Origin of the sequence: Microbispora sp. H11081, assembly GCF_012999535.1 — a bacterium.
Classification (GTDB): domain Bacteria; phylum Actinomycetota; class Actinomycetes; order Streptosporangiales; family Streptosporangiaceae; genus Microbispora.
On the sequence record NZ_JABBWV010000011.1, the window covers coordinates 40,099 to 66,438 of the forward strand.

Here is a 26,340-nt window from a genome sequence, read left to right on the forward strand (position 1 = left end):
TGCCGGCGCCGCGGAAACAGGAGAACCGCAAGAATCCCACGCATGTAGCAGGGCCAGGCCGAATCGGCCTGTCGTACTGAGGAATAAAATGGTGAAACGCTTATATCCTCTCGTCGCGGGGGCAGCCCTGCTCGCCTTCGCCCTAATGGGCTGCGCCTCCGATACCGCGGACCCGCGCGCGGCCACTCACCCAGAGGCCTCAGCACCTCCCCTCTCTGCGCCGGTAGCGGCCGCTCCGGTCACGCCGGCGGAGCCCTTCGATGCATTTCGCGAGATGCCGCCGATGACCCCCGAGGAGCACCGGCTCACCCCGTCGCGGAAGCCGCCGAAGGACAAACCGGTGCGCAAACGCTCTCAGCGCGCTCAGGAGACCGCGGCCACCCCCTCTCCTACCGGCGGAACACCCGCTGCGACTCCGACGCCGGATCCGCCGCCGAGTCCGACGCCACAGCCCGGCGGGATCTCCGGCATCGCCCTGATCACCGGCATGGTCCTCCTGCTGGGCGTGGCCGCGGTCGGCGCGGTGGCCGTCCTCCGGACCCAGTCGCGGACCCCCACACAGCCTGACCCGTTTCACCCCCGTTGGGATTCCGGACCGCCCCGCCCGGATACCCCACCGCAGGCGCATCGTGCGCCGCCGTCACCCGCTTCGAATGTCGATCGCACGCCACTCCTCGAAGCACTGCTGAATGTCCGGGCGGCGGGCGTCAGTGACGCGATCGGCCAGCAGATCGAGCGGCTACTGGCCTACAGCGAGCCCAGCCGGGACGATCTCGTCCAGGCGTGCGTCCGCTACCGCGATCAGCTTCACACACGATATCCGCAGCTCGCAGGCCATCTGCTGAACGCGCTGCGCGCTTCGGGCGTACGGGAGGTGCTGGCCGACGGGCAGCCCTTCGACGGACGGCTACACGAGGCGGTAGACGTGGTGCCCACGGACGAGCCGTGGCTCGAGAACACGGTCGCGAGCACCGAGCGCTGTGGTTACGTAGACGGTGACCACGTCGTCCGGGTTCCGAGGGTGATCGTCTACCGGCTCCGGCAGGCGTGACCGCGCCGGCGACGCGGCGAGCGGGGAACCGGCGGCTGCCTCGGCAGTCGCCAGAAGCCCTTCCGCATGGCCACCGGCACCCCCGACCATGCCCCTTCTCCGTCCTGTCCCGTCAGACGGCGATTCGTACCAGATCGCCGGGGAGCCGCTGCTCAGTGCCGGGCGAGGCATCCGCGCGGTGCAGGCACAGCAGGTCGTCGGCGACTCTCGCGACCGGCTCGATCCAGCCCTGCGCTCGGTGCACCTCCCTCACGCCCTTCGGCGTGACATGAAGGATCCGCGACGTGTTCTTCTCCTCCCCGGAGACCGCCAGCCACAGGGACTCGCCGTCGGCGATGACCCGGGGGCGTTCAGCATGGAGCCTGGAGGCCAGATGCCCGAGCAGGCGGGTGCGGGGCTCCGACGCCAGCGTACGGAGCGTCTCCGCCGCGGCGTCATAGTGGCGAATCGACCACCCCTTCGCGGGGACGACCGTGTCCATGCCGATGGCGTACATCTCCCCGCCCGCTGGAAACCAGCGCAGCGCCGCCCCCCTCTTACGCGGAGCCAGGGCCACGGGAGGCTGTGGCGCGGCGTCGATCTCGAGTCCCGCGCTCGTGGAGACGAACCACTTGTCGTCGTGCACCACCACCTGCTGCAGCCAGTTGGGGCTGCGGCGCTCGACGCGTCTGATCTTCCCACCGGGCTGGACCATGCAGAGGACCTGCCAAGCGGTGAAGTTCTGATGGACACCGCCGAAGAAGCTCTTCCTCGAGCTGAACTGACCGAGCACCACCACGCACCCGGATGCTCCGCCGGTGAGAGCGGGTGCGCCGCCCGTCGGGCTGTCCTGGTCGAACAGCCGCCGCTGCTGGTTGTCCTCGTTCACAAACCAACGGGCCGAGTCGCCAAGGAGCATCGAGGGCGTCTCCTGGACGAAGAACTCGCCGAGATCGATCTCGATCATGGACATGTCCGCCGTCTCCCCCCACGGCAGGCCGACGGAACTGCTCACCGCGGTCGGTGGCCTGGATTGGAAGAACGCCCAGCCGGTACGCCCCTCGGCCAAGACCTGTACCTTCCCCATGGCGGGCAGCCGCCGCCCCGACCGGATGATGAGTTCCGGCGTCAACGTGCGAACCCACGTGCCGTCGGGGAGCCGCTCGGCCACCACCACGCCCTCGTCCGAAACCGCCCAGTCGGCGATTGAACCGAACCTCAGTTCGCGATCCACTTCCATCGACACGTCCAGATGGCGGAGGAAAACGTTTCCTCCCTCCTCCAGGCAGACCGCGTAGATGCCCCCGGCGGCGGAACGGACCTCCAGCACGTTACGCAGCACCGGACCGGATTGATCACTTTTGCTGAAGGTCGATCCCAGGCGTGCGGCGCCAAGTGCGACGACGGTCTTGGGGTCGTCGGACGTGCGCACGAGATCCCCGTGCCTCTCGCTGAGGATCTGGTGGACCAGTGGCATGCGACTGGCCCCTCCGGTCAGGAAGATTCCGGCCAGATCACCACGCGTCGTCTTGGCGCGCTTCAAGGTGTCGTCGAGAATTTCGGCGGTGCGAGCGAGGTCGGCCTTGACCATTCCGTCCAGGTCGCCCCTTGTGATCCTGACGTCCGCGTCGGCTTCCGAGATGTACTGGCTCGCCACTTCGAATGCCGAAAGCGTCTCCTTCGCGATACGGGCCTCGTCCAGAATGGCGGCCGCGGTGGCCAGGTACTTCCGGTCGGGGTTACTGTTAAGTTCGGCGACGAACTCCGGCCTGCTCTGCTCCAATTGCCGGCTGAAGAATTCGTACACGCGCTCGTCGAAGACCTCGCCCCCGATGGCGTCGTCGCCCCCCGGCACGCCGACGGCCTTGAAATCCGCTCCGTCCGCCTCCAGGACGGCGGTGTCGAACGTGCCGCCGCCGAGGTCATAGACCGCCACCCGCTTGCCCCCGCTCACGCGGTGGGCCGACGCGTAATGAAGCGCGGCGGCCACCGGTTCGTCGATGACCACGACGCGCGCCTGCGGCACCGCGGCCCGCCCTGCCGCCTTGAGGACGTCCCTCCGTTCGGCCGTCCACGCGACCGGGCAGGTCAGCACCAGACAGGAGGGATCGGCGCCGTCGAACCGCCGCCGCCCTTCGTCGACGAAGAGAGCGAGGATCGCCTGCAGTGCGTCGGAGACCTCGACCGCGACGCCGCCGAGAAGCAGGCTGCCTTTGCCGACGTACCGCTTGGGGTTGCGCTCCGCCCGCTCCGGGTAACGGGCGATCGACCGCTGTGCCACCCGTCCGGCGATGAGGACGCCCTGCTCGCTCAGCAGAACCGTCGACGGGATGCGTTTCTCCCCGCCGATCTCGATGATCTCCGGCTCTCCGCCCGTACTTATCGCCGCGGCAGAGAAACTGGTTCCGAGATCGACACCGAGGCACCACACCGCCATCCCAGCCCCCTTGGCACGTTACAACGATCAATTCGCCGCGATGGTCGCCTAGTTCTCGGCCTCTCGCAACAATTGTTGCCGAAGTGATGCATCCGACGCGATATGTCAGGCCGCGGCCGCACGGCCGTCAGAACAATCTGCTCGGATATCGGAGCACGACGAGACATGACCGGCGCGGCCACAGCCGGAGGAGGAAATAAACGACTGGGACGGCACGGACAAGGTCAGACCTCCTCGCTGGAGCGTTCCGTCAGGCCGTAAGTCGCGGCGACGGGATTCCAGAATTCGAGGAAGGCGGTCTTCTCGCTGACGGCCGTCTCCGAGTATTGATGACCGCTCTGGGTTTCGTCACGGTCAGCGAGCTCACCGTAGCAGTCCATCCCGTACGACCGGCCCGCCTCGTAGTAGGCCTCGTCCGCGGATTTGGACGCTTCCAGGAAGGCGATCAGGTGCTCCTGCAGCGTGGCCCCGTCCTCCAGGGCGTCGACCTCCAGACCGCGTGCGGTATCCAACTGCGCTCCACGCTCCTCGGCCTGATCGTTCATGGTCTCCAGCGCGTCCTCCATGCCGTCGTCACAGCGCTCAAGGGCGGTGTATGCCGAAATCACTTCGGACCGGGATAAAGCGCTCTCAGACAGGAGCTCGTCGATCGCCTGAGCCTGAGCCCGAGCCCGTTCATCGGTATCGGTTTCGGTCTCGGTTGGTTCAGGATCGGTTGGTTCAGTCTCGGTTGGTTCTGTATGGGTTGGTGCGGGATTGGTATTGCTCGCACTGGACGTATGGGGGAACGAGGAGGATCCCGAGCCGGAGGACGAGCCTGCGTTCACCACCACCGCCACAAGCAGGGCGACCACGATTACTCCTACAGGGATGACGACGGCGATGGGAAACCGCCCCCTCTCCGGCCGTGGAGAAGGACCCGGGACAGATCTCTCCAGGAACTCCGATACCGAAGGAAGCCGCGCCGGTGAAGCCGGCGAAGATGGAGCCGGCGCCGAGACGTGGGCCGCCCCCAACCCGGAGTACGGAGGCAGTTGCGCACCGGCCTCGCGAAGATGCCGTCGCGCGAGGACCGCCGCGCCTCGAGCCGCGGCGTCCAGAGGCGGAACGAGTGCCGCGCTGTAGCTCGAACCCTCCGTGTCGGCCGCCGTGGCCGTCTCCACACTTTCCACGCGTAGTCGCGACTGGTCGAATCCGGCGCGTGACGCGGCTTCCATCACGTGGCGACGGCCCTCGGCTTCCCACGAGGCCGGTACGGCGATCACCACCATCCCGGGTTCCCCCGATAACCGGTTTTCCGCCCGCGATCGGAGGGAGCCGAGCACAGCCGCCGCGTCTTCGCCCTCCGTCGACTCGGGATCGCCTACGGGCACCACCGAACCGTCCGCTTTTCCTATCACAAGAGCCAAATGCGTAGTTCCGAACGCAATGCCGTAGACGAGACCATCCACGCCCGTATTCCTCTCTGGATGCAGATTATTCTTACACCGATACGCCAGGTATGTCTGGAGTGCTGGCGCGCGAGAGGGAATCTGATGCTAAATCTAAATTTCGGAAGAAACACCCTCGGCCGCTGGTCGTGCAGCGCACCGGCTGGAGCGAATGGGCGGTCTACCGCATCGCGACCGCGCTGCTGCGGGAACTGGGCGAGCGCCGAGGTCGGGCTTCGCCAGGCCCGCCCTCGGCTTCATCGTTCACATGGGCGCCCCCCACCTCTCCAGCCGCGTACCACCAGCAGGTGAGCCGGCCGGTCGTGGGCGATGACGTGCCGGATATTCACCGGATCGCAGGTGAAACAATCCACCCTCCGTAGGCATCCCCCCTATGACGCATTCATCCACGGCCCCACGGAGAACGACATGGGCTCCTTCGACGCCAACGTGCAGTGGACAGACCTCGACGGCGACAACGTGGCAGACGCCATGCTCGTGGACACGAACCACGACGACATCGCAGATGTGGCAATGATCGACACAAGTCACGACGGCAACGCGGACACGGCATTGTTCGACACCAACCACGACGGCGTCGCGGACGTCGCGATGTTCGACACAGACACAGACACAGACACAGACACCGACACCGACACAGACACCGACACAGACACAGACGCCGACACAGACACCGACACCGACACCGACACCGACACCGACGCCGACACCGACACCGACACCGACACAGACACAGACGCCGACACCGACACCGACGCGGCATTGTTCGACACAGACACAGACACAGACACAGACGCCGACGCCGACACCGACGCGGCATTGTTCGACACCGACACCGACACCGACACCGACGCCGACACCGACACCGACACCGACACCGACACCGACGCCGACACCGACGTTCCGCCTCCCACGGACTCCTCGCCAGACCTCTCTGACGCGGCGAGGTTGACGCCCGTACCGAGTGCCGGCGACCGCGACACCGAGGTCAGCCCGGTCCCGGGTGCCACGCCCTCCACAGACCCCTCGGCGATCTCCCCTGACGGGTCGGCCTTCATCCCCGTGCCCGGCGTCAGCGACAGCAACAACGCGTTCCTGGCTGCCCTGCACGGCAAGATGGCGGACGCCGGCACCATCTACCAGTCGGCCATCGACCCCGACTCGGTCTCGGAGGACGAGGTGGCGGGGGCCATGGAGCGCAGCTTCAACTCCGCGCGGAACGCCCGTGTGGCGGAGGGCATCGCCTACCAGAACCAGGTCCAGAACGACGTGATCCAGCACGACCGCGCGACTCAGTGGGCGAACCAGGCGAGCGAGGAGGCCACCTCTACCTGGATCGAGGCCGACAAGGCGGAGAGCCGGGCGGAGTGGGCGGAGTGGGACTCGAAGAACGCCGGCTCCTGATCCGCCTGAAAGGAAACGCTCGACGAATGCGAAACGCGTTATTCCGATCTAGTCGTCCTCGCGATCGCGCCAGCCGCCGTCGTTTTCGCGGTCCTCAGGCGCCAACGAGAAGGACGGCAGCGAACGCCCGTTCCGCAGGGCTCCGCAGGGGGTCCCGGATCGCCGAACGCATCACAACTGCCCCCCTAGTTCGTCTCCTCCTCTGCACACTTCGACGCTCTCGCCGATACTCTCGGCCCACACCTCTGAACCTGTTCGGGGAATGAACGGCCATGACATTCGACCATGATCTCGGGCTCTATGAGCTCGGACCCGAGGAGCGGGAGGCGCTGCGGTGTCTCCTCTACGAAGTGGTTCCGCCGCCGACCGAGGAGGAGGGCGCCGCGATGTTCCATGCGACGACCCAGGCGGGAGAGGCCGATCACGATGCCTCACTCGACGGCGACGGAGCCGCGCTCGACCGCTTTGCCGATCAGCCCGGCTGGTGGGACCCCAGCCCGGAGTTCTCACACGAGGACGCGATCACGGACGACCGGCACCGCCCCGGCGACGGCTACGACATCTACGACGGCCACCACGACGACTACGACTACGGCGCGGGCGGATGACGACCTCCCCATCCGACCGGCTCAAGGAGCTGTGCGCCGCCACCTCGGCGAAACTGGCCGACCAGACGCTGCGGGACCGGCTCGCCCAGGTGACCGCCCGCCTCGACGCGCCCTTGAAGGTGGCGGTGGCAGGCGCCGTGAGCAGCGGCAAGTCGACGCTGGTCAACGCGTTACTCGGGTATCCCGTGGCGCTGGTCGCCCCCGGCGAGTGCACCCCATTCGTCACTCAGTACGAGTACGGCGCCGACCACGGCCGCGTCGATGTCGAATACCGGGACGGCGGTGCCTCTGTGCATCGACTCGAGCCCGGCGACCGGCTGCCCGCGGATCTCGGCGCGCCAGCGAACAGGATCGCCCGGGTTCGGGTACAGCTGTCGGCGCCGGCGCTGCGGACGATCACGGTGGTCGACACCCCGGGCATGAATACCATCACCGCCCGGAACGAACGCGCCGCTCGTCAGCTGCTGTTCGGAACCACCGAGGACGACAACCGGGCACAGGCTCTGATCTACGTCCTGCGCTACCTCCAGCGTTTTGACGACGAGATCCTCACCGAGTTCCGGGGTCTGACCGACGCCTGCGGGATGACGTGTGTCAACACGCTCGCCGTGCTGAGCCAGGTCGACCGGCGCGGCGACGAGGAGGATCCGTGGCCCACGGCCCGGCGACTCGCCGCCAAGGCGTACGAGCAGCTGAGCACCGCGGTGTTCGACGTGGTCCCGCTGATCGGTCTGCTCGCGGAGTCCGCGCGGACCTCCACACTGGGGCCGGAAGAGCTGGCGGGCCTGCGGGCGCTGGCCGCACTTGACGACCGGGAGCTTGACTACCTGCTGCTCGACCTCGGGTACTTCGCCGAGTCCCCCACGCCGCCCGTGCCCGCGGATGTCAGGCGGCACCTGCTACGGCGTCTTCACAGGTACGGCATACGCGCCGCGGTTTCGGCCATCAGAAGCGGGCAGGTGACGAGCCTGGAGACGCTCCGCCGTACGCTGCTGGAGCACTCGGGCTTCGACGCGACTACGTCGTCCGGCACCGGGACCGTAGCAGCCGGGACTGTGGCCGCCGGGCTCGCCCATTTCGCCCGCAGGGCGGACCATCTCAAGTCCATGGACGCCATCGGCCAGCTGAAGCGGCTGGCACAGGCGCCCGCGCTCGGCTTAGACCGCACCGTGCTCGACGCGCTGGCGGCCGAGCTCGATGAGGCCCGGCCGATCGCGGCCGACCTCGGCGAACTACGGATCTTCGCTGCGATGGAGGCCGTGGGACGCGGCAAGCTCGTGTTGAGCGGCGAGATGCAGGCGGAGCTGCTCCAGCTGGCCCGGTCCGACGATCCCACCGAGCAGCTTGGCCTCCCGTCCGGCGCGTCCCGCGCGGAGGTGTCGGCGGCGGCCGTGTCCGCGGCGGCCCGGTGGCGCGGGCTCGCCATGATGGCCAACGGTCGCGCTGCCCGGGAACGGGCCCACGAGGTCATGCAGGTTCTGGAGAACCTGGCATCGTCTCCGGGCGGCCGGGCCGAAGCGGCGCCGACGGTCCACCCGCGCGTGCCGGCCCTGCCGGTCGACGCCGAGGCGGTACGGCGCCTGCTCGCCTCCCCGCTGCTGCCCGCCGAGGACAGGGGGGCGCTGGACCGCCTGACGTCCGGCGCCGATGCCGCCGCCCAGGTGGGAGCACCAGCCGGTGCGACGCCGTTCGATGTCGCGGCGCTCGCGGCGGCGCTCAGTGCGCGCTTCCGGATGCTCAAGCAACGTCCTCTCCCGCTGACCGTGCGACGCGCGGCGGAGACGATCTGCGACGTCTACGCCGCGATCTCATTCGTTTTTCGAGAGGGCGAGCAAGGAGCCACGACGCATGCCGACGACCGCTGAACCTGTGATGAGCGTCCTGCGGCTGGCGAACGAGGTGAACGCCCTCGCCAGGAGGTACGGCCGCGACGACCTTTCGGAGATTCTCACCAGGGTGGCGGCCCGCTGGAAGGAGGACGTGACGACCGTCGTCGTCGCGGGCGCGCAGAAACGCGGCAAGAGCCGGCTGGTCAACGCGTTGGTCGGCAGGCCGGGCCTGCTTCCCGTCGACGCCGACGTGGCCACCAACTGCTGCCTCAGCCTTCGGCACGGACCCGCCCTCAGCGCAGTGGTGACCGACCAGATCGCCGGTAGCTTCTCCATCGATCCCGAGCAGCTCGCCGACTACGCGTCGGTGATCGGCGATCCCGGCAAGCGCCGGGACGTGGTGAGCGTGGACATCACCCTGAACCACCCTCTCCTGGAGGGGGTGCGGCTGGTGGACACCCCCGGCGTGGACAGCCTCACCCTGGGCCATCGCCAGGTGACCGTCGCGATGCTCCAGCGGGCCGACGCGTTGCTGTTCACCCTCAGCGCCCAGGACCAGCCTGTTCTCCGCCACGAACTGGAGTTTCTGGCCCAGGCCGCCCAGCGGGTCCAGGCCATCGTCCTCGTCCTGACCAAGGTGGAGGACAGCGAGAACTGGCAGAGCCTGCTCGCGGAGAACCGCCGCCGCCTGGCCGCCTTCATCGCCGAATCGGGCGGATCGTCGCTACGGCCGCTGGCCGACGCGCCCTGGATGCCGGTCAGCGCCAGGCTGTACGAAGCCGCCACGGCCTACCGCGCCATGGGCGACGAGCAGCGGGCCGACGAGCTGCGAGCCCGTAGCGGCATGATCGCGCTGGAGGCCTATGTGCGGCGCTGTGCGGGCGGGCGGGAGCTGGCGAGAAGCGCCACCGTGCTCTCGGCCGCCGTCTCGGTGCTGTCCGCGATGGCCACGGTGGCGGAGGACGACATCGCGGTCGGCTCCGATGGCGGCAAGGACGCGGCCGCCCGTCTCGCCGACGTCGAGAAGGCGTTGGAAGACCTCGCGGCGAAGACCCGTGATCGGAAACTGCGGAGCGTGGTCAACCAGTTTCTCGGCCAGGAGGTCGCCGCGCTGGTCCGGGCACGCCTCACGGACATTCGCCTGCCGTACGAACAGGCCATCGGTGAGCTAAAGACCTCCGCCAAAATCGACGCCTACCTCGCCCAGCTCTCCGACAGCCTGGAGCGCTCTTTGCAAGCCGCGTGGGAGGAGATCCTGGACGAGGTGCACGTGCTGATCTCCACGGCGCTCAACGAGTTCCTCGGCTCACTAGGTCTCGACGAGTCCGAGATCGACCTCGCCCGGGTCGCCATGCCGAAGCTGCGGCCACGGGAGCTGCGCATCGACCCTGCCGCCACCGGAGGCTTCGACGTGGTACGCGAGGGGATTCCCGCCGTGTCGATGGCGGCCTCCCTGGGCCTGCTGGTGGCGGTGCATCTGAACCCCGCCGGATTCGTGGTCGGACCCGTGCTGGCCGCCGCGGTGCTTGTCAGACGAAGGCAGTGGGAAAAGGTGCAGCGCAGCCAGACCGAGCTGCGGCGGCTGTTGATCGAGCAGTTCGCCCAGGCCACCACCGACCTCACGGTCGCCCTTCAGCGGGAGGTGGCGAACTGGCGAACGAAGATCGAGCAGGTCGCCGATGACGCGCTGGCTAAGCAGCGCCGCGAGCTGGAGACGCGCCGTGCCGAGCTGAGAGCGGCCGCGAATGGGAACGCAGCAGGCCGGGGCCAGGGCCGGGCGTCGGCCGCCGAGCGGCTGGCGGCGGTCACCACGCTCACTCGGCGCGCCGAGGCCCTGCGCGCCGAGGTCGCCGGCGCCGTCAACTTGATGGCAGATCGCGATGATGGAACAGAAACACGACCTGGCCGATGAGCGCGACCGGCCGTACCCCATCAGGCGGTCAGTTGGTGACGGCAAGGGCCAGTGGCAGCACGGCGGGCGCCCCCGCGTGCCGGACCTGGGCGGCGGCCAGCGCCATCGTCCACCCGGTGTCGACGCGGTCGTCCACCAGCAGCACCGGCCCGCCCGCCGCCGCGATCCTCGCGGCGACCTCACGCGGCATCGCGAGCGTCCCCCGGATCGCCGACACCCGCTGGGCGCTGTTGTGCCTGGCCGCGGGCGACCCGTCGCGGTAGCCGAGTGTCCCGAGGTGCTCCAGCCGGCCCACCTGGGCCAGCCGCTCGGCGAGCGATCCGACCAGGACCGGCCGCGTACCCGACGGCACGGCGACCACCGCGACCGGGCGCTGTTCCCACTCCCAGGTCCTCAGCACCTCGATCACGGCCGCGAACACGTCGTCGGGGACCGGGCCGTCCCCGGCCGCGAACAGCTCGCGCAGCCGGGTGCCCCAGCCGATGTCGGTCAGGCGGCCGAGCGCGCGGCCCGGCTCCGCGCCCAACTCCGGCTTGATGCGCCCCTTCAGGTCCGGCAGCCCGGTGGGCCACTGGCGGCGCGGCTCGATCTCGACGCCCGGGCGCGCGAGGCGCTCGTGCGCGGCCCGTACGGCCTCCTCCGGCACCTCGGCCGAACGGTGGCCGCCGGTGCAGTTGTCGCACCTGCCGCACGGCGTGGCCGACTCGTCGTCGAGGTGACGGCGCAGGTACCGCTCGCGGCACTCGGTGGTCGCGATGTATCCGAGCATCGCCTCCTGCTCGGCCCGGCGCTCGGCGCTCACCCGGGCGTAGCGCTCGGCGTCGTAGCTCCACGGCTCGCCGGTGGCCTCCCAGCCGCCCTTGACCCGGCGTACGGCGCCGTCCACGTCGAGCACCTTGAGCATCATCTCCAGCCGGCTCCGGCTGAGGTCGACCCTCGTCTCCAGCGCGGCGGTGGACAGCACGCCCCCCTCGGACAGCGCTTCCAGTGTGGCCCTGACCACCCCCTCGGGCGGGAAGGCGAGCGAGGCGAAGTAGGCCCAGATCTCCCGGTCCTCCGGGCCGGGCAGCAGGATGACCTCGGCCCGCTCGACGCCGCGGCCGGCCCTGCCCACCTGCTGGTAGTACGCCACAGGCGAGGCGGGTGCGCCCACGTGGACGACGAAGCCCAGGTCGGGCTTGTCGAAGCCCATCCCGAGGGCCGAGGTCGCCACCAGCGCCTTGACCCGGTTGGCGAGCAGGTCCTCCTCCGCCGCCAGCCGGTCCGCCGGCTCGGTCTGGCCGGTGTAGGCCGCGACCGGATGCCCCTGCTCGCGCAGGTACGCCGCGATCTCCTGGGCCGCCGCGACGGTCAGCGTGTAGACGATGCCGGAGCCCGGCAGCTCGTGCAGGGTCCTGGCCAGCCAGGCGAGCCGCTGGTCCGCGCCGCCCAGCCGCACGACGCTCAGATGAAGGCTCTCGCGCTCCAGCGGACCGCGCAGGACGAACACCTCGCCACCGGACGGTTCGTCCCACTCCTGGACGACGGCGAGCTGCTCGGCGACGTCGCGGGTGACCCTGGCGTTCGCCGTGGCCGTCGTGGCGAGCACGGGGATGCCCGGCGGCAGCTCGGCCAGCAGCGTGCGGAGCCTGCGGTAGTCGGGCCGGAAGTCGTGGCCCCAGTCGGAGATGCAGTGGGCCTCGTCGATCACGAGCAGCCCCGCGCCGCCGGCCAGCTCGGGCAGCACGTTGTCGCGGAAATCGGGGTTGTTCAGCCGCTCGGGGCTGACCAGCAGCACGTCCACCGCGCCCTCGGCGACCCGGCCGTAGACCTTCTCCCACTCCTCGGGGTTGGCGGAGTTGATCGTCTCGGCGTGGATGCCGGCGCGCTCGGCCGCGGCGATCTGGTTGCGCATGAGCGCCAGGAGCGGCGAGACGATGACCGTGGGCCCCTCGCCGAGCTCACGCAGCAGCGCGGTCGCGATGAAGTAGACGGCCGACTTGCCCCAGCCGGTGCGCTGCACCACCAGGGCGCGCCTGCGGTCCATGACCAGCGCCTTGATCGCGGCCCACTGGTCGTCGCGCAACCGCGCGTGATCACCGGCGAGCGCCCGCAGCCGGGCCTCCGCCTCTTCCCGCAGCGTCAGCTCTTCTTCGCTCACCCGCCCATTGGTACCAGGTCCCGCCGACCGTTTCCGCCGCGACGGGGAGAGGAGAGGCGGGAAACCGGCCGCGGTCTACGGGCGCGCCGCTTCCGTGCCCTCGTCTCCGAAGCGGAGGGGGAACCGCAGGCCGAGCTGCGAGTAGATCTGAAGCTGGTCGTAGTAGAAGCGGTGGCTGTGGATGAGGTGGTCCTCGAGGTGCCAGAACCAGGAGGCGCGCACGCTGGTGCTGTGGCCGGTCGGGGCCAGGACGTCCCCTCCCGCGACCAGGTAGGGCCCGGTGTGCGTGCCCGCGGCCGTCAGTTCCAGCGCCACCGCGTCGCCGGCGAGGATCGTGTCCCAGAGCGTGAAGCGCAGGTCGGGGAAGCCCTCCCATACCTGCAGGAAGAAGGAGCCGATCTCCTCGCGGCCTTCCGCCTCCATCTCCGGTCCGACGACCACCGCGTCCGGCCCGTAGCACCGCAGGACCGCGGGCAGGTCACGCGCGTTCATCGCCTCGATCATCCGGTCCACGACCTCGTACACCGCGGAGCACCTCCCCTGAGGGGAGAGTACCGAAAACCAGGCTATAAACGGATAAATAGGATGCACACGCATATTTCGCCTCGGTGCGGTGGCATCCGGAGGCCTTCGCGTGACCGTGCGGGCGGCCTCGGCCACGGACAGTGCGGACGTCATGGTTTGATGTGTCCCGATATGGACGTGACCACCTGGTATCTCGAACAGACCAGCCCCACCGACCTGCGGCCCGGCCGCCCGCCCGCGATCCCCGCGCAGGTCGTCCGCGCCGAGGTCCCCAGCCCCGAGTTCAGCCGCTTCCTCTACACGGCCGTGGGCGGCGACTGGCAGTGGACCAACAGGCTGCCGTGGACCTACAAGCAGTGGAAGGACTGGCTCGACCGGCCGTGCCTCGAGACCTGGGTGGCCTGGGTGCGCGGCACCCCCGCCGGGTACGCGGAACTGGTGGCCCAGGACGACGCCACGGTCGAGATCGCCTGCTTCGGCCTGCTGCCGTACGCGATCGGGCAGGGCATCGGCGGGTGGCTGCTCGGCGAGGTGACGGCCCGCGCGTGGGACATCGCCGAGCGCATGCCCGGCACGGAGCCCACGCGGCGGGTCTGGGTGCACACCTGCTCGCTCGACGGCCCCGCGGCGCTGGCGAACTACAAGGCGCGCGGCTTCCGGATCTACGACGAGAAGCTCAACGCGCCGGGCGACGAGGACAAGGGCGAGACGCCCGGCCCATGGCCCGGCGCGGGCCCCCGCGACTGAGCGTCCCCTGACCGCAACGGCTGTCCCGTCGGGGAAGCCGGGGCGGTGGGCGCGGGCCCGGCGATATGGTGTGAGTCGCGAACAGGGTGAACTCTCGGCAGAATGTTCGAGACAGACCACCGACGTTGACCTTCCCCGGCTCCGACGGGCCGGGGCCCGGCTCCTCGACACGCAGGAAACCACGACATGGCCCGACGCACGACGACACCCCCGCCGGACGAGGACTTCGAGGAGCGGATCGTCGACATCGACGTCTCCGCGGAGATGCGGACCAGCTTCCTTGAGTACGCCTACTCGGTGATCTACCAGCGCGCGCTGCCCGACGCGCGCGACGGCCTCAAGCCCGTCCAGCGCCGCATCCTCTACTCCATGAGCGAGATGGGCCTGCGTCCCGACCGCGGGCACGTCAAGTCCTCCCGGGTCGTCGGGGAGGTGATGGGCAAGCTCCACCCGCACGGCGACTCGGCCATCTACGACGCGCTCGTACGGCTCGCGCAGCCGTTCTCGATGCGACTGCCGCTGGTGGACGGGCACGGCAACTTCGGGTCGACCGACGACCTGCCCGCCGCGATGCGGTACACCGAGGCCCGCCTCGCCCCGGCCGCCATGCTCATGGTGCAGTCGATCGACGAGGACACGGTCGACTTCAAGCCCAACTACGACGGCCAGGAGACCGAGCCGTCGGTCATGCCGTCGGCGTTCCCCAACCTGCTGGTCAACGGCGCATCGGGCATCGCGGTCGGGATGGCCACCAACATGGCCCCGCACAACCTGGGCGAGGTCATCGCGGCGGCCCGCTACCTGATCAGGAAGCCGGACGCCGCGCTGGACGAGCTCATGCGCTTCGTCCCCGGCCCCGACCTGCCGACCGGCGGCCTGATCATCGGCCTGGGCGGCGTCAGGGACGCGTACGAGTCCGGCCGCGGCACCTTCAAGATGCGGGCCAAGACCACGATCGAGCAGGTCACCCCGCGCCGCAAGGGCATCGTCGTCACCGAACTGCCGTTCAACGTCGGCCCGGAACGGGTGGTCACCAAGATCAAGGAGCTGGTGAACGCCAAGAGGCTCACCGGCATCGCCGACCTCAAGGACCTGACCGACCGGCACAAGGGCCTGCGCCTGGTCGTCGAGGTCAAGAACGGCTTCAACCCCGAGGCCGTGCTGGAGGAGCTCTACCGGCTGACGCCGATGGAGGAGACCTTCGGCATCAACAACGTCGCCCTCGTCGACGGCCAGCCGCGCACGCTCGGCCTGCGCGAACTGCTGTCGGTCTACGTGGACCACCGGCTCGAAGTCGTGCGCAGGCGCTCGGCGTACCGGCTGCGCAAGCGCGAGGAACGGCTCCATCTCGTCGACGGCCTCATCATCGCGCTGCTCAACATCGACCAGGTCATCCAGGTGATCCGGACCTCCGACGACACGGCGCAGGCCCGCGGCCGGCTCATGGAGACCTTCGAGCTGAGCGAGATCCAGGCCAACTACATCCTCGACACCCCGCTGCGCCGCCTGACCCGCTACGACAAGCTGGAGCTCGACCGGGAGAAGGAGCAGCTCCAGGCCGACATCGCCGAGCTGAGCGAGATCCTCGGCTCGGAGGACCGGCTGCGCAAGGTCGTGTCGTCGGAGCTGGCCGAGGTGGCCAAGACGTACGGCACGCCGCGCCGCACGGTCCTGCTCGAGTCGGCGGAGGCCGCCGGTAGCGCCGTCGTGCCGCTGGAGGTGGCCGACGACCCCTGCCTGGTGCTGCTGTCGTCCACCGGCCTGCTCGCCCGTACGACCGACGCCTCGCCGATCTCCGGCGAGGGCGACCGCGCGGCGCACGACGTGCTCGTGTCGGCGGTCCGCTCGACCGTACGCGGCGAGGTGGGCGTCGTGACCACCAAGGGCCGGTTGATCCGGGTCTCGGTGCTCGACCTGCCCGCCCTGCCGCCCTCGGCCAACCCGCCCTCGCTGGCCGGCGGGCACCCGGTGTCCGAGTACGTCTCGCTCGACCCCGACGAGAAGGTCGTCGGCCTGGGCTCGCTCGACCCCGACGGCCCGGGTCTCGCGCTCGGCACCAGTCAGGGCGTGGTCAAGCGGGTCGTGCCCGAGTATCCCGTCAACCGCGACGAGTTCGAGGTGATCGGCCTGCGCGACGGCGACGTGGTCGTCGGCGCCGCCGAGCTGACCTCCGCCGACCACGACCTGGTCTTCATCACCAGCGACGCGCAGTTGCTGCGCTTCCCCGCCTCGGTCGTACGGCCGCAGGGACGCCCGGCCGGAGGCATGGCCGGGGTGCGCCTCGACGGCGACGCCAAGGTGGTCTTCTTCGGCGTGGTGGACCCGGCCCGTGAGGCGCGCGTGGTGACGGTCGCGGGCTCCTCCACCGCCCTTCCCGGCACCCAGATGGGCGCGGGGAAGGTCTCCGACTACGCCGACTTCCCGCCGAAGGGCCGGGCTACGGGCGGTGTGCGCGCCCAGCGCTTCCTGAAGGGCGAGGACGTCCTGCTGCTCGCCTACGCGGGCCCGGCCCCGGTGAAGGCCGTCTCCTCGACGGGAAGGCCGGTGCCGCTGCCGGACGAGCTGGGCCGCCGCGACGGCTCGGGCGTGCGCCTCGTGCACGCCATCTCGGCCATCGGCGGCGCGCTCGGCGCGGACGGCGGAGACGAGTCCGGAGCTTCCGAGGGCGGCCTGGCCACCGCGGGCGACACCGGCGGCGAAGAGCCGGTCTCCTGAACGGTACGCGGTCCGCCCGCCGGCGGCGGGCGGACCGCGGTCCGGGCGGCGGCCCTGCCGCGCCCGTTCACAGGGCCGCCTTCGGTTCCCCGCGGCTCTCCGGGGCTCTCCGGGGCTCTCCGGGGATTTCCGGGGGATTTCCGGGCCTCTCCGGGGCTTTTCGGGGCGAGCTGTCAGGCCGACGAGGCGCACAGACAGAACGGATGACCCGCGGGGTCGAGGTAGACGGTCCACCCGTGCCCCTCGCCCGGCTGGTGCTCGTGCCTGACCGCGCCGAGGGCCAGCGCCTCCCTCTCCGCCCGCTCCGGGTCGTCCACGACCAGGTCCAGGTGGAACTGCTGCGAGTGCCCGGCGTCCGGCCACGCGGGCGGTCTGTGGCCCGACGCCCGCTGGAAGGACAGACGGCTCTGGCCGTTCCCGGTGAGGGTCACCCAGTCCTCCTCCTCGTTCGTGACCTTCCAGCCCAGCAGTCCGGCGTAGAAAGCGGCCAGCGCCTTGGGCTCGGGGCAGTCGAGCACCACCGAGTGCATGCGTGCGACACCGCTCATGACCAACCTCTCCTTCGACGGCTAACAACACCGGTAAAAACCTTATACCGGTGTCACTCTGTGGAGCCAGTCACTATGACGGCGAATTCGCCACCCCAGCGGAGAACAGAGAAGTGACATCGGGCAACATCTGAGACATGACCGGTGCCTTCGACGATCTGCTTGCCGCCAACGAGAAATACTCGAGCACGTTCACCCACTCCGGGCTCAGCGGCCGCGCCGCGCGCGGGCTCGCCGTGGTGACGTGCATGGACTCTCGTATCGACCCCCTCGGCCTGCTCGGCCTGACCGCCGGTGACGCGAAGATCCTGCGCAACGCCGGCGCCCGGGTGACCGACGACGTCCTGCGCACTCTCGTCCTCGCCGTCTATCTGCTCGGCGTCGACCGCGTGCTGGTGATGCCGCACACCGACTGCCGGATGTCCAAGTCGACCGACGAAGACGTGCACAACCTCATCTCCACCGAGTACGGCGTCGACACCCGAAGCCTGGAGTTCCAGACAGTCCCCGACCAGCAGGCCGCGCTCCTGCACGACATCACCCGCGTCAAGTCCAGCCCCTACCTGCCGGAGGGCCTCGTCGTCGGCGGCGCGCTCTACGACGTGCACACGGGGCTGCTCCAGCCCGTCCAGCTCTGATCCACGGTTCCCCACGGCAGACCCCGCCCGGCCCGCACGGGCCGGGCGGGGGCGTCTTCGGGACCGGCGGCGCGCTTCGGGCGGCGAGACGGAACCCGGCCGGGAGGCTGCTACGTTCCTCTGCTGAATCGCGAAAACTCGCGCCTCTCTCCCCCGGTCACATCACCGGTTCCGAGCCCCCCACAGGAGCCCGCATGCCCCGCACCCCCTCCTCCACCTCCGGCGGCACGTCGCACCGGTCCTACCGCGGCATCGCCATCCTGGTGGTCCTCGCGCTCCTCGCCGCCGCCGTGCCGGCCCTGTTCGGCGCGTTCAGCGGCTTCGAGCGCACCGGCGGCGGAGAGGTGGCGGTCGTCCGCGACGGCGGCCCACTCGACGACAACAAGGTCCGCCAGGTCATCGACCCCGGTTCCGGGGTCACCTGGATCGGCTGGTGGTCGCAGGTGCACCGCTACCCGGCCCAGCAGCGCTTCTACACGATCACCTCCAACGCCGGCCACGGCGAGCGGTCCGGTGTCGACGTGGTCAACGTCCCGAGCAGCGACGGCGTCAACATCGGCATCGAAGGCACTCTGTACTTCGGGCTCAACCTCGACCACGCGACGCTCAAGTCGTTCGACGACAAGTTCGGCACGCGTAAGTTCCGCGGCGCCGACGGCCGGACCTACTACCCCTGGGACGGCGACGAGGGCTGGTCGGCCTTCCTCGACCAGATCATCCGGCCCGTCATCGACAACGACCTGCGCACCCAGGTCAACAACTTCCGCTGCGCCGAACTGGTCTCCTCCTGCGCGCTCGTGCAGAACAACAGCGCCGGCCAGCAGGCGGGCGTGCCGCAGCAGGGCAACAACGCGAACATCGCCAAGATCCAGAACGCGGTGAACACGAGCCTGGCCGAGGACCTCAAGTCGACCCTCGGCGCCGACTTCCTCACCGACATCCACTTCAACCTCTCGCGGGTGACCCTGCCCACCGAGGTGCAGGAGGCGGTCAACCAGGCGCAGGCCGCGTTCGCGAAGGTCACGGAGGCGCAGGCCAAGGTCGCCCAGGCCCGCGCCGAGGCGGAGGCCAACAAGGCCCGGCAGGACGGCTACGACAAGTGCCCCACATGTGCGGAGATCGAGAAGCTGAAGGCTCTGCCCCAGGGCATCACGGTGTACGCGCCAGGCAATACTGGAGGTGTCGCTCTGCCCACCAAGTAGGGAGCCGGGACCCCGATGCGCCTGCTCGCCCTTCCCATGACGCTTATCCTCATCGCGGTGCTCGTGTATCTGCTCGTGGTGTTCACCCGAGGCGGGGGACGGGCGGCGCGGCGGGAGGCGGGCGGCGCGGCGCGCTGGGAGACCGACACCGTCATGGAGAACGGGTGGACCCTGATCGTCGTACGCAAGGTCGCCCTCGGGCCCGCCGGGCCGGTCGAGCTGGCCAGGCAGACGGTCAAGGCGATCCGGGACGACGACCCTGACTGGGACGAGCTCTACCGTGACGGCATGGTGGAGGCCCGCAACCGGGTCAGCACTCTGGAGATCGAGTCGAGCTGAGCCGCCGCCGGCGCGTACGCCCGGCGCGCCGGCCGATTCACGGCCTCGCGCCGCGGCGGGTGCGGGTCAGGCGTCGATGTGGTCGCGGTCGACCTCGGCGGCGCTGCCGATGATGAACTCGCGGCGCGGGCCGACGTCGCTGCCCATGAGAAGGCTGAAGATGTGCTCCGCCTCCTCCACGTCCTCGATCTTGACCCGGCGCAGGACGCGGTGGCGGGGGTCCATGGTCGTCTCGGCGAGCTGGTCGGCGTCCATCTCGCCGAGGCCCTTGTAACGCTGCACCGGGTCCTTCCAGCGCTTGCCGCGCCGCTCCAGGTCGCGCAGGACCTTGTGCAACTCGGCGTCGCTGTAGGTGTAGATGTACTTGTCCTGGCCACGCCCGGGGTTGGTGACCTCGATGCGGTGCAGCGGCGGCACCGCGGCGAACACCCGCCCCGCCTCGACCATCGGCTTCATGTAGCGGTGGAAGAGGGTGAGCAGCAGGCAGCGGATGTGCGCGCCGTCCACGTCCGCGTCGGCCATTAAGATGATCTTGCCGTAGCGGGCCGACTCGATGTCGAACGAACGGCCGGACCCCGCGCCCACCACCTGGATGATCGCCGCGCACTCGGCGTTCTTGAGCATGTCGGCGACCGACGCCTTCTGCACGTTCAGGATCTTGCCCCGGATCGGCAGCAGCGCCTGGAACTCTGAGTCGCGGGCGAGCTTGGCCGTGCCGAGCGCGGAGTCGCCCTCGACGATGAACAGCTCGCTGCGGTCGATGGCGTCGCTGCGGCAGTCGACCAGCTTCGCCGGCAGCGCCGAGTTCTCCAGGGCGGACTTGCGCCGCTGGTTGTCGCGGTGCTCGCGGGCGGCGATCCGCGCCTTGGCGGCGGCGGCGATCTTCTCCAGCACCGCGCGCAACTGCTGCTTCTGCCCTCGCTTGGGGTTCGCGAACAGCGCCTTGAGCTCGCGGGTCACCACGTGGGCGACGATGCGGCTGGCCGCGGAGGTGCCGAGCACCTCCTTGGTCTGGCCCTCGAACTGCGGTTCAGGCACCCGCACGGTGACGACCGCGGTCAGTCCTTCGAGGATGTCCTCCTTGGTGACCGGCTCGTCGCCGTTCTTCAGCAGCCGGGTCTCCCTGAGCTGCTCGTTGATCGTGCGGACCAGCGCCCGCTCGAAGCCGGCGACGTGGGTGCCGCCCTTCGGCGTGGCGATCACGTTCACGAAGGAGCGTACGGTCGTCTCGTAGCCCTTCCCCCAGCGGATCGCGACGTCGACGGTGAGCTCCCGCTCGATCTCCGTCGGCGTCATGTGGCCCTGCTCGTCGAGCACGGGGACCGTCTCGTGGAAGTGGCCCTCTCCCCGCAGCCGCAGCACGTCGCACACGGCCTCGTCGCGGGACAGGAACTCGGTGAACTCGCCGATGCCGCCGTCGAAGCGGAACGACTCCTCGACCGGCTCCTCGCCGCGGGCGTCGCGCACCACGAGCGTGAGCCCCGGCACCAGGAAGGCCGTCTGGCGCAGCCGCACGTGGATCTCGTCGAGCGAGACCTCGGCCTCGGGCAGGAAGATCTGCCGGTCGGCCCAGAAACGCACCCGCGTGCCGGTGACGTCGCGCGGGGCCGGGCCGCCGTCGCGCAGGCCGGACTTCTTGCGGAACTTGGCGGCCGGGCCTTCTCCGTCGAACACGCCGGGCACGCCCCGGCGGAAGCTGATCTGGTGGACCCTGCCGTCGCGGTCGACCTCCACGTCCACCCGGGAGGACAGCGCGTTGACCACCGAGGCGCCGACGCCGTGCAGGCCGCCCGACGCGCCGTAGGAGCCGCCGCCGAACTTGCCGCCCGCGTGGAGCTTGGTGTAGACGAGCTCGACGCCGGCCAGGCCGGTCTTGGGCTCGACGTCGACGGGGATGCCGCGCCCGTTGTCGCGGACCTCGACCGAGCCGTCCGGGTGCAGTTCGACCTCGATGTGGGTGCAGAAGCCGCCCAGCGCCTCGTCGACCGCGTTGTCCACGATCTCCCAGAGACAGTGCATGAGGCCGCGCGTGTCCGTGGAGCCGATGTACATCCCCGGGCGCTTGCGGACGGCCTCCAGGCCTTCCAGCACAGAGAGATGACGGGCGGTGTATCCCGTCTCCGCGCGAACCGCAGTCACACCCAACTCCCGCCTATCTATCGAACACGCGTACGCAGCTTAACGTCACTCATGTTTCTACGCGTACAGCTTGCCAGGCGCAGCACGTTGACCGGCACTTTCGATGTGATCCCCGTCACTTTCCGGATCATTCTGCTCTCGGCGTAGTCGCAGCATGATTGGGAAGCCTCTCATCCGGTTAGATGTTGTCCCAAGTGACTGACGCCAACGTCCCCACATACGTGGGGCGACCCGAAAGGCGATACGTGACTGGAGCTCTCGCCCCCATCAAGCCGCTGACAGCCCTGGACCGGTGCGACCGGTGCGGTGCTCAGGCCTACATCCGCGCGACCCTGCCCGTGGGTGGGGAGTTGCTGTTCTGCGCCCACCACGGGCGTCAGCACGTGACTGTGCTGCGCGACAAAGGTGCTGAGATCCAGGACGAGTCGGCCAGACTCAGTGAATCCCCCGCGACCGCCTCTGACGGCGAGCGCTGACCCATAGACGGCGTGCCGGAGCGTCACGACGACGTCCGCTCCGCACGCCGTCGCCATATCGATCACCGGCCCGGGCCGGACATCCGCCGTTCCCCGCTTCCCCCGGGGCCCCGGCGGATGCCGTCCCGGGAGTGATCGGCGGCCCCCGGCGCACCGGCGGTCGCCGTACGGGTGCTGCGCGGGCGCCGGGACCGGTCAGGTCCGGTGCACGGCCTCCCCTTTCCTGCGGCGGCGCCCTGTCAGGGCCGCACCCGGTAGTGATAGCGGCCCTCGACCGTGAAGCCCTCCCGCTCGTAGAGCGCGCGGGCGGCGGCGTTGGCCTCCGTCACCACCAGGTACGCGCTGTCCGCGCCGCGCCGCCCGCCCCAGTCGAGCAGGGTGCGCAGCACGGCCGCGCCCAGCCCGCGCCGCCTTACGCGCGGCTCGACGGCCATGCAGTAGATGCCGACCCACCGGCCCTGCGGCACGGCCCTGCCCACCGCGCCCTCGTCGAGGAGGACGTATCCCGCGGGCACTCCGGTGAGGATGCGCTCGCCCCACGTCCGCGCGGGGACATCCCCGGTGTCGCGGTGCCGCCCGCCGTCCACGCCCCACCACGTGCGCAGCCACCGCTCCGACGGCGCGTCCTCCACCACCGCTCCGGCGGCCAGACCGGCGGAGGCCGGCGTCCTGGTCATCACCAGGGTGGGGTCCACGATCCGGTAGCCCCGCCTGCCGAGTTCCTCGTCGAGCCCCGGCGTCGCGCCCATGCCGACGGAGAACACGCACGGCTGCCCGAGATCCGCGTAGAACCGCTCGGCCCGGTCGACCGCCCGCGGCAGGTCCGCGCACTCTCCCAGCGCGAGCACCGAGTTGGCCCGCTTCGTCACGCCCTCGGCGTGCCGGTAGACCCAGCCCGCCGCCTCGACCCGCCCCGGCGCCGGCCACGCCTCGTCGACCAGCAGGTCGAACCGTGCGCTCTCCTCGTCCACCCGCCGCAGCCTAGCTGGCCCGCGCCGCCGGACACCTCCTCGCCGTTTTCGCGCAGGGAGTCACACGACCGGACGGAGGGCTAGGCCCTCTCCTCAGGCTCGACCGGGGCGTAGCCGAGCACGTGCTCGCGGAGCAGGACGCCCAGCCCGGGGTCGTCCCGCTCGAACGCCTCCATCAGAGGTTCGTGGTCGGCGACGTTCTCGTGCGGATGCGTGCGGAACAGGCGGATCGACAGGTGTGACCACACCTCGACGCAGAGCGACTCCCACACCGACACCAGCACCTCGTTGCCCGAGGCTTCCACGATCTCCCGGTGGAAGGCCACGCCGTGCCGCACCTGATCGCGCGGGGAACCTCGGGCCGCGGCGTCGCGCAGGCGGCCGAGGTGCGTGCGCAACGCCTCCACGCTGGGCCTGCCCAGCCGTACGGCCGTCTCCTCCAGGCCCGCCCGCACCTCGTACACCTCGCGGAGGTCGCTGCGGGTGAGCCCGCGGACCCGTGCGCCCTTGTTGGGCGCCGACTCGATGAGCCTGAGCGCCTCCAGTTCGCGCAGCGCCTCTCGCACCGGGGCCTGGCTGACGCCCAGTTCGGCCGCCATGCGCCGCTCGACGATGCGGTCGCCGGGCTTCCATCGGCCGTCGACCAGGCCGTCGAGCACCGCTTGCCTGATCTGGTCGCGAAGCGGCGATCGCAGGACGGGTTCCACGAGACCGATGATAGGGCCGCGTGGATACATCCTATGATCGATCATAGGGTGATTAAATGGATTCATGGACGAAGACCTGGACCCGCAGGAGACCGCCGAGTGGCTCGAATCCCTCGAGGCGGTCCGCCGTGCGGCCGGCCCCGAACGGGCCGGCTACCTGCTGAAGCGGCTGGCGACGACCACCCGCTACATCAACACCGTCCCCACCTCCGAGGAGCCCCGGTACCCCGGTGACCTGGAGCTGGAGGAACGTATCGCCGCGTACGACCGGTGGAACGCGGCAGCGATGATCACGAGGGGCAGCCGGCTGGGGCTCGGCGGGCACCTGGCGACCTACGCCTCGGCCGCCTGGCTGTACGAGGTGGGCTTCAACCACTTCTTCCACGCCGGCCACGACCAGGTCTACTTCCAGGGTCACGCCTCCCCCGGCATCTACGCCCGGGCCTTCCTCGAGGGCAGGCTGAGCGAAGCCCAGCTCGACCTGTTCAGGCGCGAGCCCGAGGGCGGGCTGCCGTCGTACCCGCATCCGCGGTCCCTGCCGGACTTCTGGCAGTTCCCCACCGTCTCCATGGGCCTCGGGCCGCTCAACGCGGTCTACCAGGCCAGGTTCAACCGCTATCTGCACAATCGCGGCATCAAGGACACCTCGCGCAGCCACGTATGGGCCTTCCTCGGCGACGGCGAGATGGACGAGCCGGAGTCCACGGCCGCCCTCACCCTGGCCGCCCGCGAAGGGCTCGACAACCTCACGTTCGTGATCAACTGCAACCTGCAGCGGCTCGACGGGCCGGTGCGGGGCAACACCCGTATCGTCCAGGAACTCGAGAGCGTCTTCATGGGCGCGGGCTGGCACGTCGTCAAGGCGCTGTGGGGCCACGAGTGGGACGGGCTGCTCGGCTCCGACGAGCTGGTGGCCCGGCTGGGCGAGGTGCCGGACGGGCAGTTCCAGACGTTCGCCGCGTCGACGGGCGCCTACATCAGGGAGCGGCTGTTCCACGGCCTGGACGTGCCGCACTCGGACGAAGACCTGCGGCGCATCGTCGGCGGGTCCCGGGCAGGCCACGAGCCGCGGAAGGTGTACGCGGCCTACCGCAAGGCCCTGGACAACCGCGGCGCGCCCACCGTGATCCTCGTGCAGACGGTGAAGGGCTGGACCCTCGGTGCGGGGATCGAGGCGCGCAACGCCAACCACCAGATGAAGAAGCTCACCCAGGACGAGTTCCGCGCGCTGCGCGACCGGCTCGGCCTGCCGGTGCCGGACGAGGCGCTCGACGGCGACCTGCCTCCCTACCTGCATCCCGGGCCGGACTCCCCGGAGGCGCGGTACGCCGCCGAGCGGCGCCGTGAACTGGGCGGGCCCCTCCCCCGCCGCACCGTGTCCCACGTCCCGCTGCCGGCCCCGGGCGAGGCGCCGTTCCGGGCCCTGGAGAAGGGCTCGAAGCAGCCCGTGGCCACGACGATGGCCTTCGTCCGCCTGGTGAAGGACCTGATGAAGGAGCCGGAGACGGGACGCCGCTGGGTGCCGATCGTGCCCGACGAGGCCAGGACGTTCGGCATGGAGTCGCTGTTCCCCACCGCCAAGATCTACTCGCCGCTGGGCCAGCGCTACGAGTCCGTCGACAGGGACCTGCTCCTGGCGTACAAGGAGGCGGCCGACGGGCAGATCCTGCTGGAGGGCATCACCGAGGCCGGGTCGATGGCGTCGTTCACGGCCGCGGCCTCCAGCTACGCCACCCACGGCGAGCCCATGATCCCCTTCTATATCTTCTACTCGATGTTCGGCTGGCAGCGCACCGGCGACCAGATGTGGGCGCTGGCCGACCAGCTCGGCCGCGGGTTCCTCGTCGGCGCCACCGCGGGCCGGACCACGATGACCGGGGAGGGCCTGCAGCACGCGGACGGCCACTCGCAGCTCCTCGCCTCGGCCAACCCGGCGTGCCTCGCCTACGATCCCGCCTTCGCCTACGAGGTGGGGACGATCGTGCGCGAGGGCCTGCGGCGCATGTACGGCCCCGACGGCGAGGACGTGTTCTACTACCTGACCGTCTACAACGAGCCGATGCCCCAGCCTTCGATGCCCGAGGGCGTCGAGGAGGGCATCCTCCGGGGGATCTACCGGTACGCCGCCGGTGGCGGCCAGGCCCACCTGCTGGCCAGCGGCACCGCGATCCACTGGGCGCTGGAGGCGCAGCGGCTGCTCCAGGAGGAGTACGGCCTGGGCGTGGACGTGTGGTCGGTCACCTCCTGGAGCGAGTTGCGCCGCGACGCCATGACCACCACGGGCGTGCCGTACATCCGGCAGGCCCTGGCCGGGGCCGCGGGGCCGGTGATCGCGGTCAGCGACTGGATGCGCGCGGTGCCGGACCAGATCAGCCCGTGGGTCGACCGGCCGTGGACCTCGCTCGGCACCGACGGGTTCGGGCTGTCGGGCACCCGCGAGGCGGTCCGCAGGCACTTCGGCGTGGACCCGCGCTCGATCGCGGAGGCCGTGCTCAAGGCGGTGGAGGCCGGACGGGACTGAG

20 protein-coding genes are annotated in these 26,340 nt (G+C 70.0%); 12 read left to right on the top strand and 8 right to left on the bottom strand.

Features of this window, described 5'->3' with window-relative positions:
• Nucleotides 1-283 precede the first annotated feature (283 nt).
• Nucleotides 284-1,051, top strand: a complete 768-nt coding sequence (locus HHX31_RS24445; protein ID WP_169950697.1) for a nucleotide exchange factor GrpE — start codon at nucleotides 284-286, stop codon at nucleotides 1,049-1,051.
• A gap of 112 nt (nucleotides 1,052-1,163) precedes the next feature.
• Here HHX31_RS24445 and HHX31_RS24450 read toward each other — a convergent pair whose 3' ends face one another.
• Together HHX31_RS24450 and HHX31_RS24455 are read right to left on the bottom strand one after the other, a co-directional pair.
• Entirely contained in the window at nucleotides 1,164-3,467 is a 2,304-nt protein-coding gene (locus tag HHX31_RS24450) for an Hsp70 family protein (protein WP_169950698.1), read from the bottom strand.
• A 224-nt stretch (nucleotides 3,468-3,691) separates the two neighbouring features.
• Nucleotides 3,692-4,321, bottom strand: coding sequence for a hypothetical protein (locus tag HHX31_RS24455; RefSeq protein ID WP_169950699.1), 630 nt, complete (start codon nucleotides 4,319-4,321; stop codon nucleotides 3,692-3,694).
• Nucleotides 4,322-5,326: 1,005 nt separating this feature from the next.
• Here HHX31_RS24455 and HHX31_RS24460 point away from each other — a divergent pair.
• The 4 genes from HHX31_RS24460 (at nucleotide 5,327) to HHX31_RS24475 (ending at nucleotide 10,671) form a co-directional block, all read left to right on the top strand.
• Complete coding sequence (locus HHX31_RS24460) at nucleotides 5,327-6,322, top strand: hypothetical protein (RefSeq protein WP_169950700.1); 996 nt, start codon at nucleotides 5,327-5,329, stop codon at nucleotides 6,320-6,322.
• 272 nt (nucleotides 6,323-6,594) lie between these two features.
• Nucleotides 6,595-6,930 carry a hypothetical protein gene (locus tag HHX31_RS24465; protein WP_169950701.1) on the top strand — a complete coding sequence of 112 codons (336 nt, stop codon included), beginning with the start codon at nucleotides 6,595-6,597 and terminating at the stop codon, nucleotides 6,928-6,930.
• Nucleotides 6,927-8,795 carry a dynamin family protein gene (locus HHX31_RS24470; RefSeq protein WP_169950702.1) on the top strand — a complete coding sequence of 623 codons (1,869 nt, stop codon included), beginning with the start codon at nucleotides 6,927-6,929 and terminating at the stop codon, nucleotides 8,793-8,795. The genes HHX31_RS24465 and HHX31_RS24470 overlap by 4 nt, the downstream gene beginning before the upstream one ends.
• Nucleotides 8,779-10,671 carry a dynamin family protein gene (locus tag HHX31_RS24475; RefSeq protein ID WP_169950703.1) on the top strand — a complete coding sequence of 631 codons (1,893 nt, stop codon included), beginning with the start codon at nucleotides 8,779-8,781 and terminating at the stop codon, nucleotides 10,669-10,671. Before HHX31_RS24470 ends, HHX31_RS24475 begins: the two co-directional genes overlap by 17 nt.
• Nucleotides 10,672-10,699: 28 nt before the next feature.
• Here HHX31_RS24475 and HHX31_RS24480 read toward each other — a convergent pair whose 3' ends face one another.
• On the bottom strand, nucleotides 10,700-12,811 hold the full coding sequence (locus tag HHX31_RS24480) for an ATP-dependent DNA helicase RecQ (protein WP_169950704.1): 2,112 nt from the start codon (nucleotides 12,809-12,811) through the stop codon (nucleotides 10,700-10,702).
• 75 nt (nucleotides 12,812-12,886) lie between these two features.
• The gene (locus HHX31_RS24485; protein ID WP_169950705.1) at nucleotides 12,887-13,336 is read right to left on the bottom strand and encodes an ester cyclase; all 450 of its coding nucleotides are present in this window, start codon (nucleotides 13,334-13,336) and stop codon (nucleotides 12,887-12,889) included.
• Nucleotides 13,337-13,507: 171 nt separating this feature from the next.
• Here HHX31_RS24485 and HHX31_RS24490 point away from each other — a divergent pair, with 171 nt between their 5' ends.
• Together HHX31_RS24490 and HHX31_RS24495 are read left to right on the top strand one after the other, a co-directional pair.
• Nucleotides 13,508-14,083, top strand: coding sequence for a GNAT family N-acetyltransferase (locus HHX31_RS24490; RefSeq protein WP_169950706.1), 576 nt, complete (start codon nucleotides 13,508-13,510; stop codon nucleotides 14,081-14,083).
• 186 nt (nucleotides 14,084-14,269) lie between these two features.
• The gene (locus tag HHX31_RS24495; RefSeq protein WP_169950707.1) at nucleotides 14,270-16,798 is read left to right on the top strand and encodes a DNA topoisomerase (ATP-hydrolyzing) subunit A; all 2,529 of its coding nucleotides are present in this window, start codon (nucleotides 14,270-14,272) and stop codon (nucleotides 16,796-16,798) included.
• A 173-nt stretch (nucleotides 16,799-16,971) separates the two neighbouring features.
• Here HHX31_RS24495 and HHX31_RS24500 read toward each other — a convergent pair whose 3' ends face one another.
• Nucleotides 16,972-17,346 (bottom strand): VOC family protein, encoded by a 375-nt coding sequence (locus tag HHX31_RS24500; RefSeq protein WP_169950708.1) that lies wholly within the window; start codon nucleotides 17,344-17,346, stop codon nucleotides 16,972-16,974.
• 137 nt (nucleotides 17,347-17,483) lie between these two features.
• Between HHX31_RS24500 and HHX31_RS24505 the strand changes: the two genes are divergently transcribed.
• The 3 genes from HHX31_RS24505 (at nucleotide 17,484) to HHX31_RS24515 (ending at nucleotide 19,525) form a co-directional block, all read left to right on the top strand.
• Complete coding sequence (locus tag HHX31_RS24505; RefSeq protein WP_169950709.1) at nucleotides 17,484-17,984, top strand: carbonic anhydrase; 501 nt, start codon at nucleotides 17,484-17,486, stop codon at nucleotides 17,982-17,984.
• Nucleotides 17,985-18,178: 194 nt separating this feature from the next.
• Complete coding sequence (locus tag HHX31_RS24510) at nucleotides 18,179-19,186, top strand: SPFH domain-containing protein (RefSeq protein WP_169950710.1); 1,008 nt, start codon at nucleotides 18,179-18,181, stop codon at nucleotides 19,184-19,186.
• 15 nt (nucleotides 19,187-19,201) lie between these two features.
• Nucleotides 19,202-19,525: a hypothetical protein gene (locus HHX31_RS24515; protein WP_169950711.1), complete on the top strand. Its 324-nt coding sequence runs from the start codon at nucleotides 19,202-19,204 to the stop codon at nucleotides 19,523-19,525.
• Between the two features lie 66 nt (nucleotides 19,526-19,591).
• On the opposite strand, the gene HHX31_RS24520 is transcribed toward HHX31_RS24515, so the two are convergent.
• A complete protein-coding gene (locus HHX31_RS24520; protein WP_169950712.1) occupies nucleotides 19,592-21,664 on the bottom strand; it encodes a type IIA DNA topoisomerase subunit B in 2,073 nt (690 codons plus the stop codon).
• Between the two features lie 245 nt (nucleotides 21,665-21,909).
• Between HHX31_RS24520 and HHX31_RS24525 the strand changes: the two genes are divergently transcribed.
• A complete protein-coding gene (locus HHX31_RS24525) occupies nucleotides 21,910-22,140 on the top strand; it encodes a hypothetical protein (protein ID WP_169950713.1) in 231 nt (76 codons plus the stop codon).
• A 239-nt stretch (nucleotides 22,141-22,379) separates the two neighbouring features.
• Here HHX31_RS24525 and HHX31_RS24530 read toward each other — a convergent pair whose 3' ends face one another.
• Both HHX31_RS24530 and HHX31_RS24535 read right to left on the bottom strand, forming a co-directional pair.
• A complete protein-coding gene (locus HHX31_RS24530) occupies nucleotides 22,380-23,111 on the bottom strand; it encodes an N-acetyltransferase (protein ID WP_169950714.1) in 732 nt (243 codons plus the stop codon).
• Nucleotides 23,112-23,191: 80 nt separating this feature from the next.
• Nucleotides 23,192-23,863, bottom strand: coding sequence for a GntR family transcriptional regulator (locus HHX31_RS24535; protein WP_396711586.1), 672 nt, complete (start codon nucleotides 23,861-23,863; stop codon nucleotides 23,192-23,194).
• A 19-nt stretch (nucleotides 23,864-23,882) separates the two neighbouring features.
• Here HHX31_RS24535 and aceE point away from each other — a divergent pair, with 19 nt between their 5' ends.
• The gene (aceE, locus tag HHX31_RS24540; protein ID WP_169950715.1) at nucleotides 23,883-26,339 is read left to right on the top strand and encodes a pyruvate dehydrogenase (acetyl-transferring), homodimeric type; all 2,457 of its coding nucleotides are present in this window, start codon (nucleotides 23,883-23,885) and stop codon (nucleotides 26,337-26,339) included.
• Nucleotide 26,340: the final 1 nt, after the last annotated feature.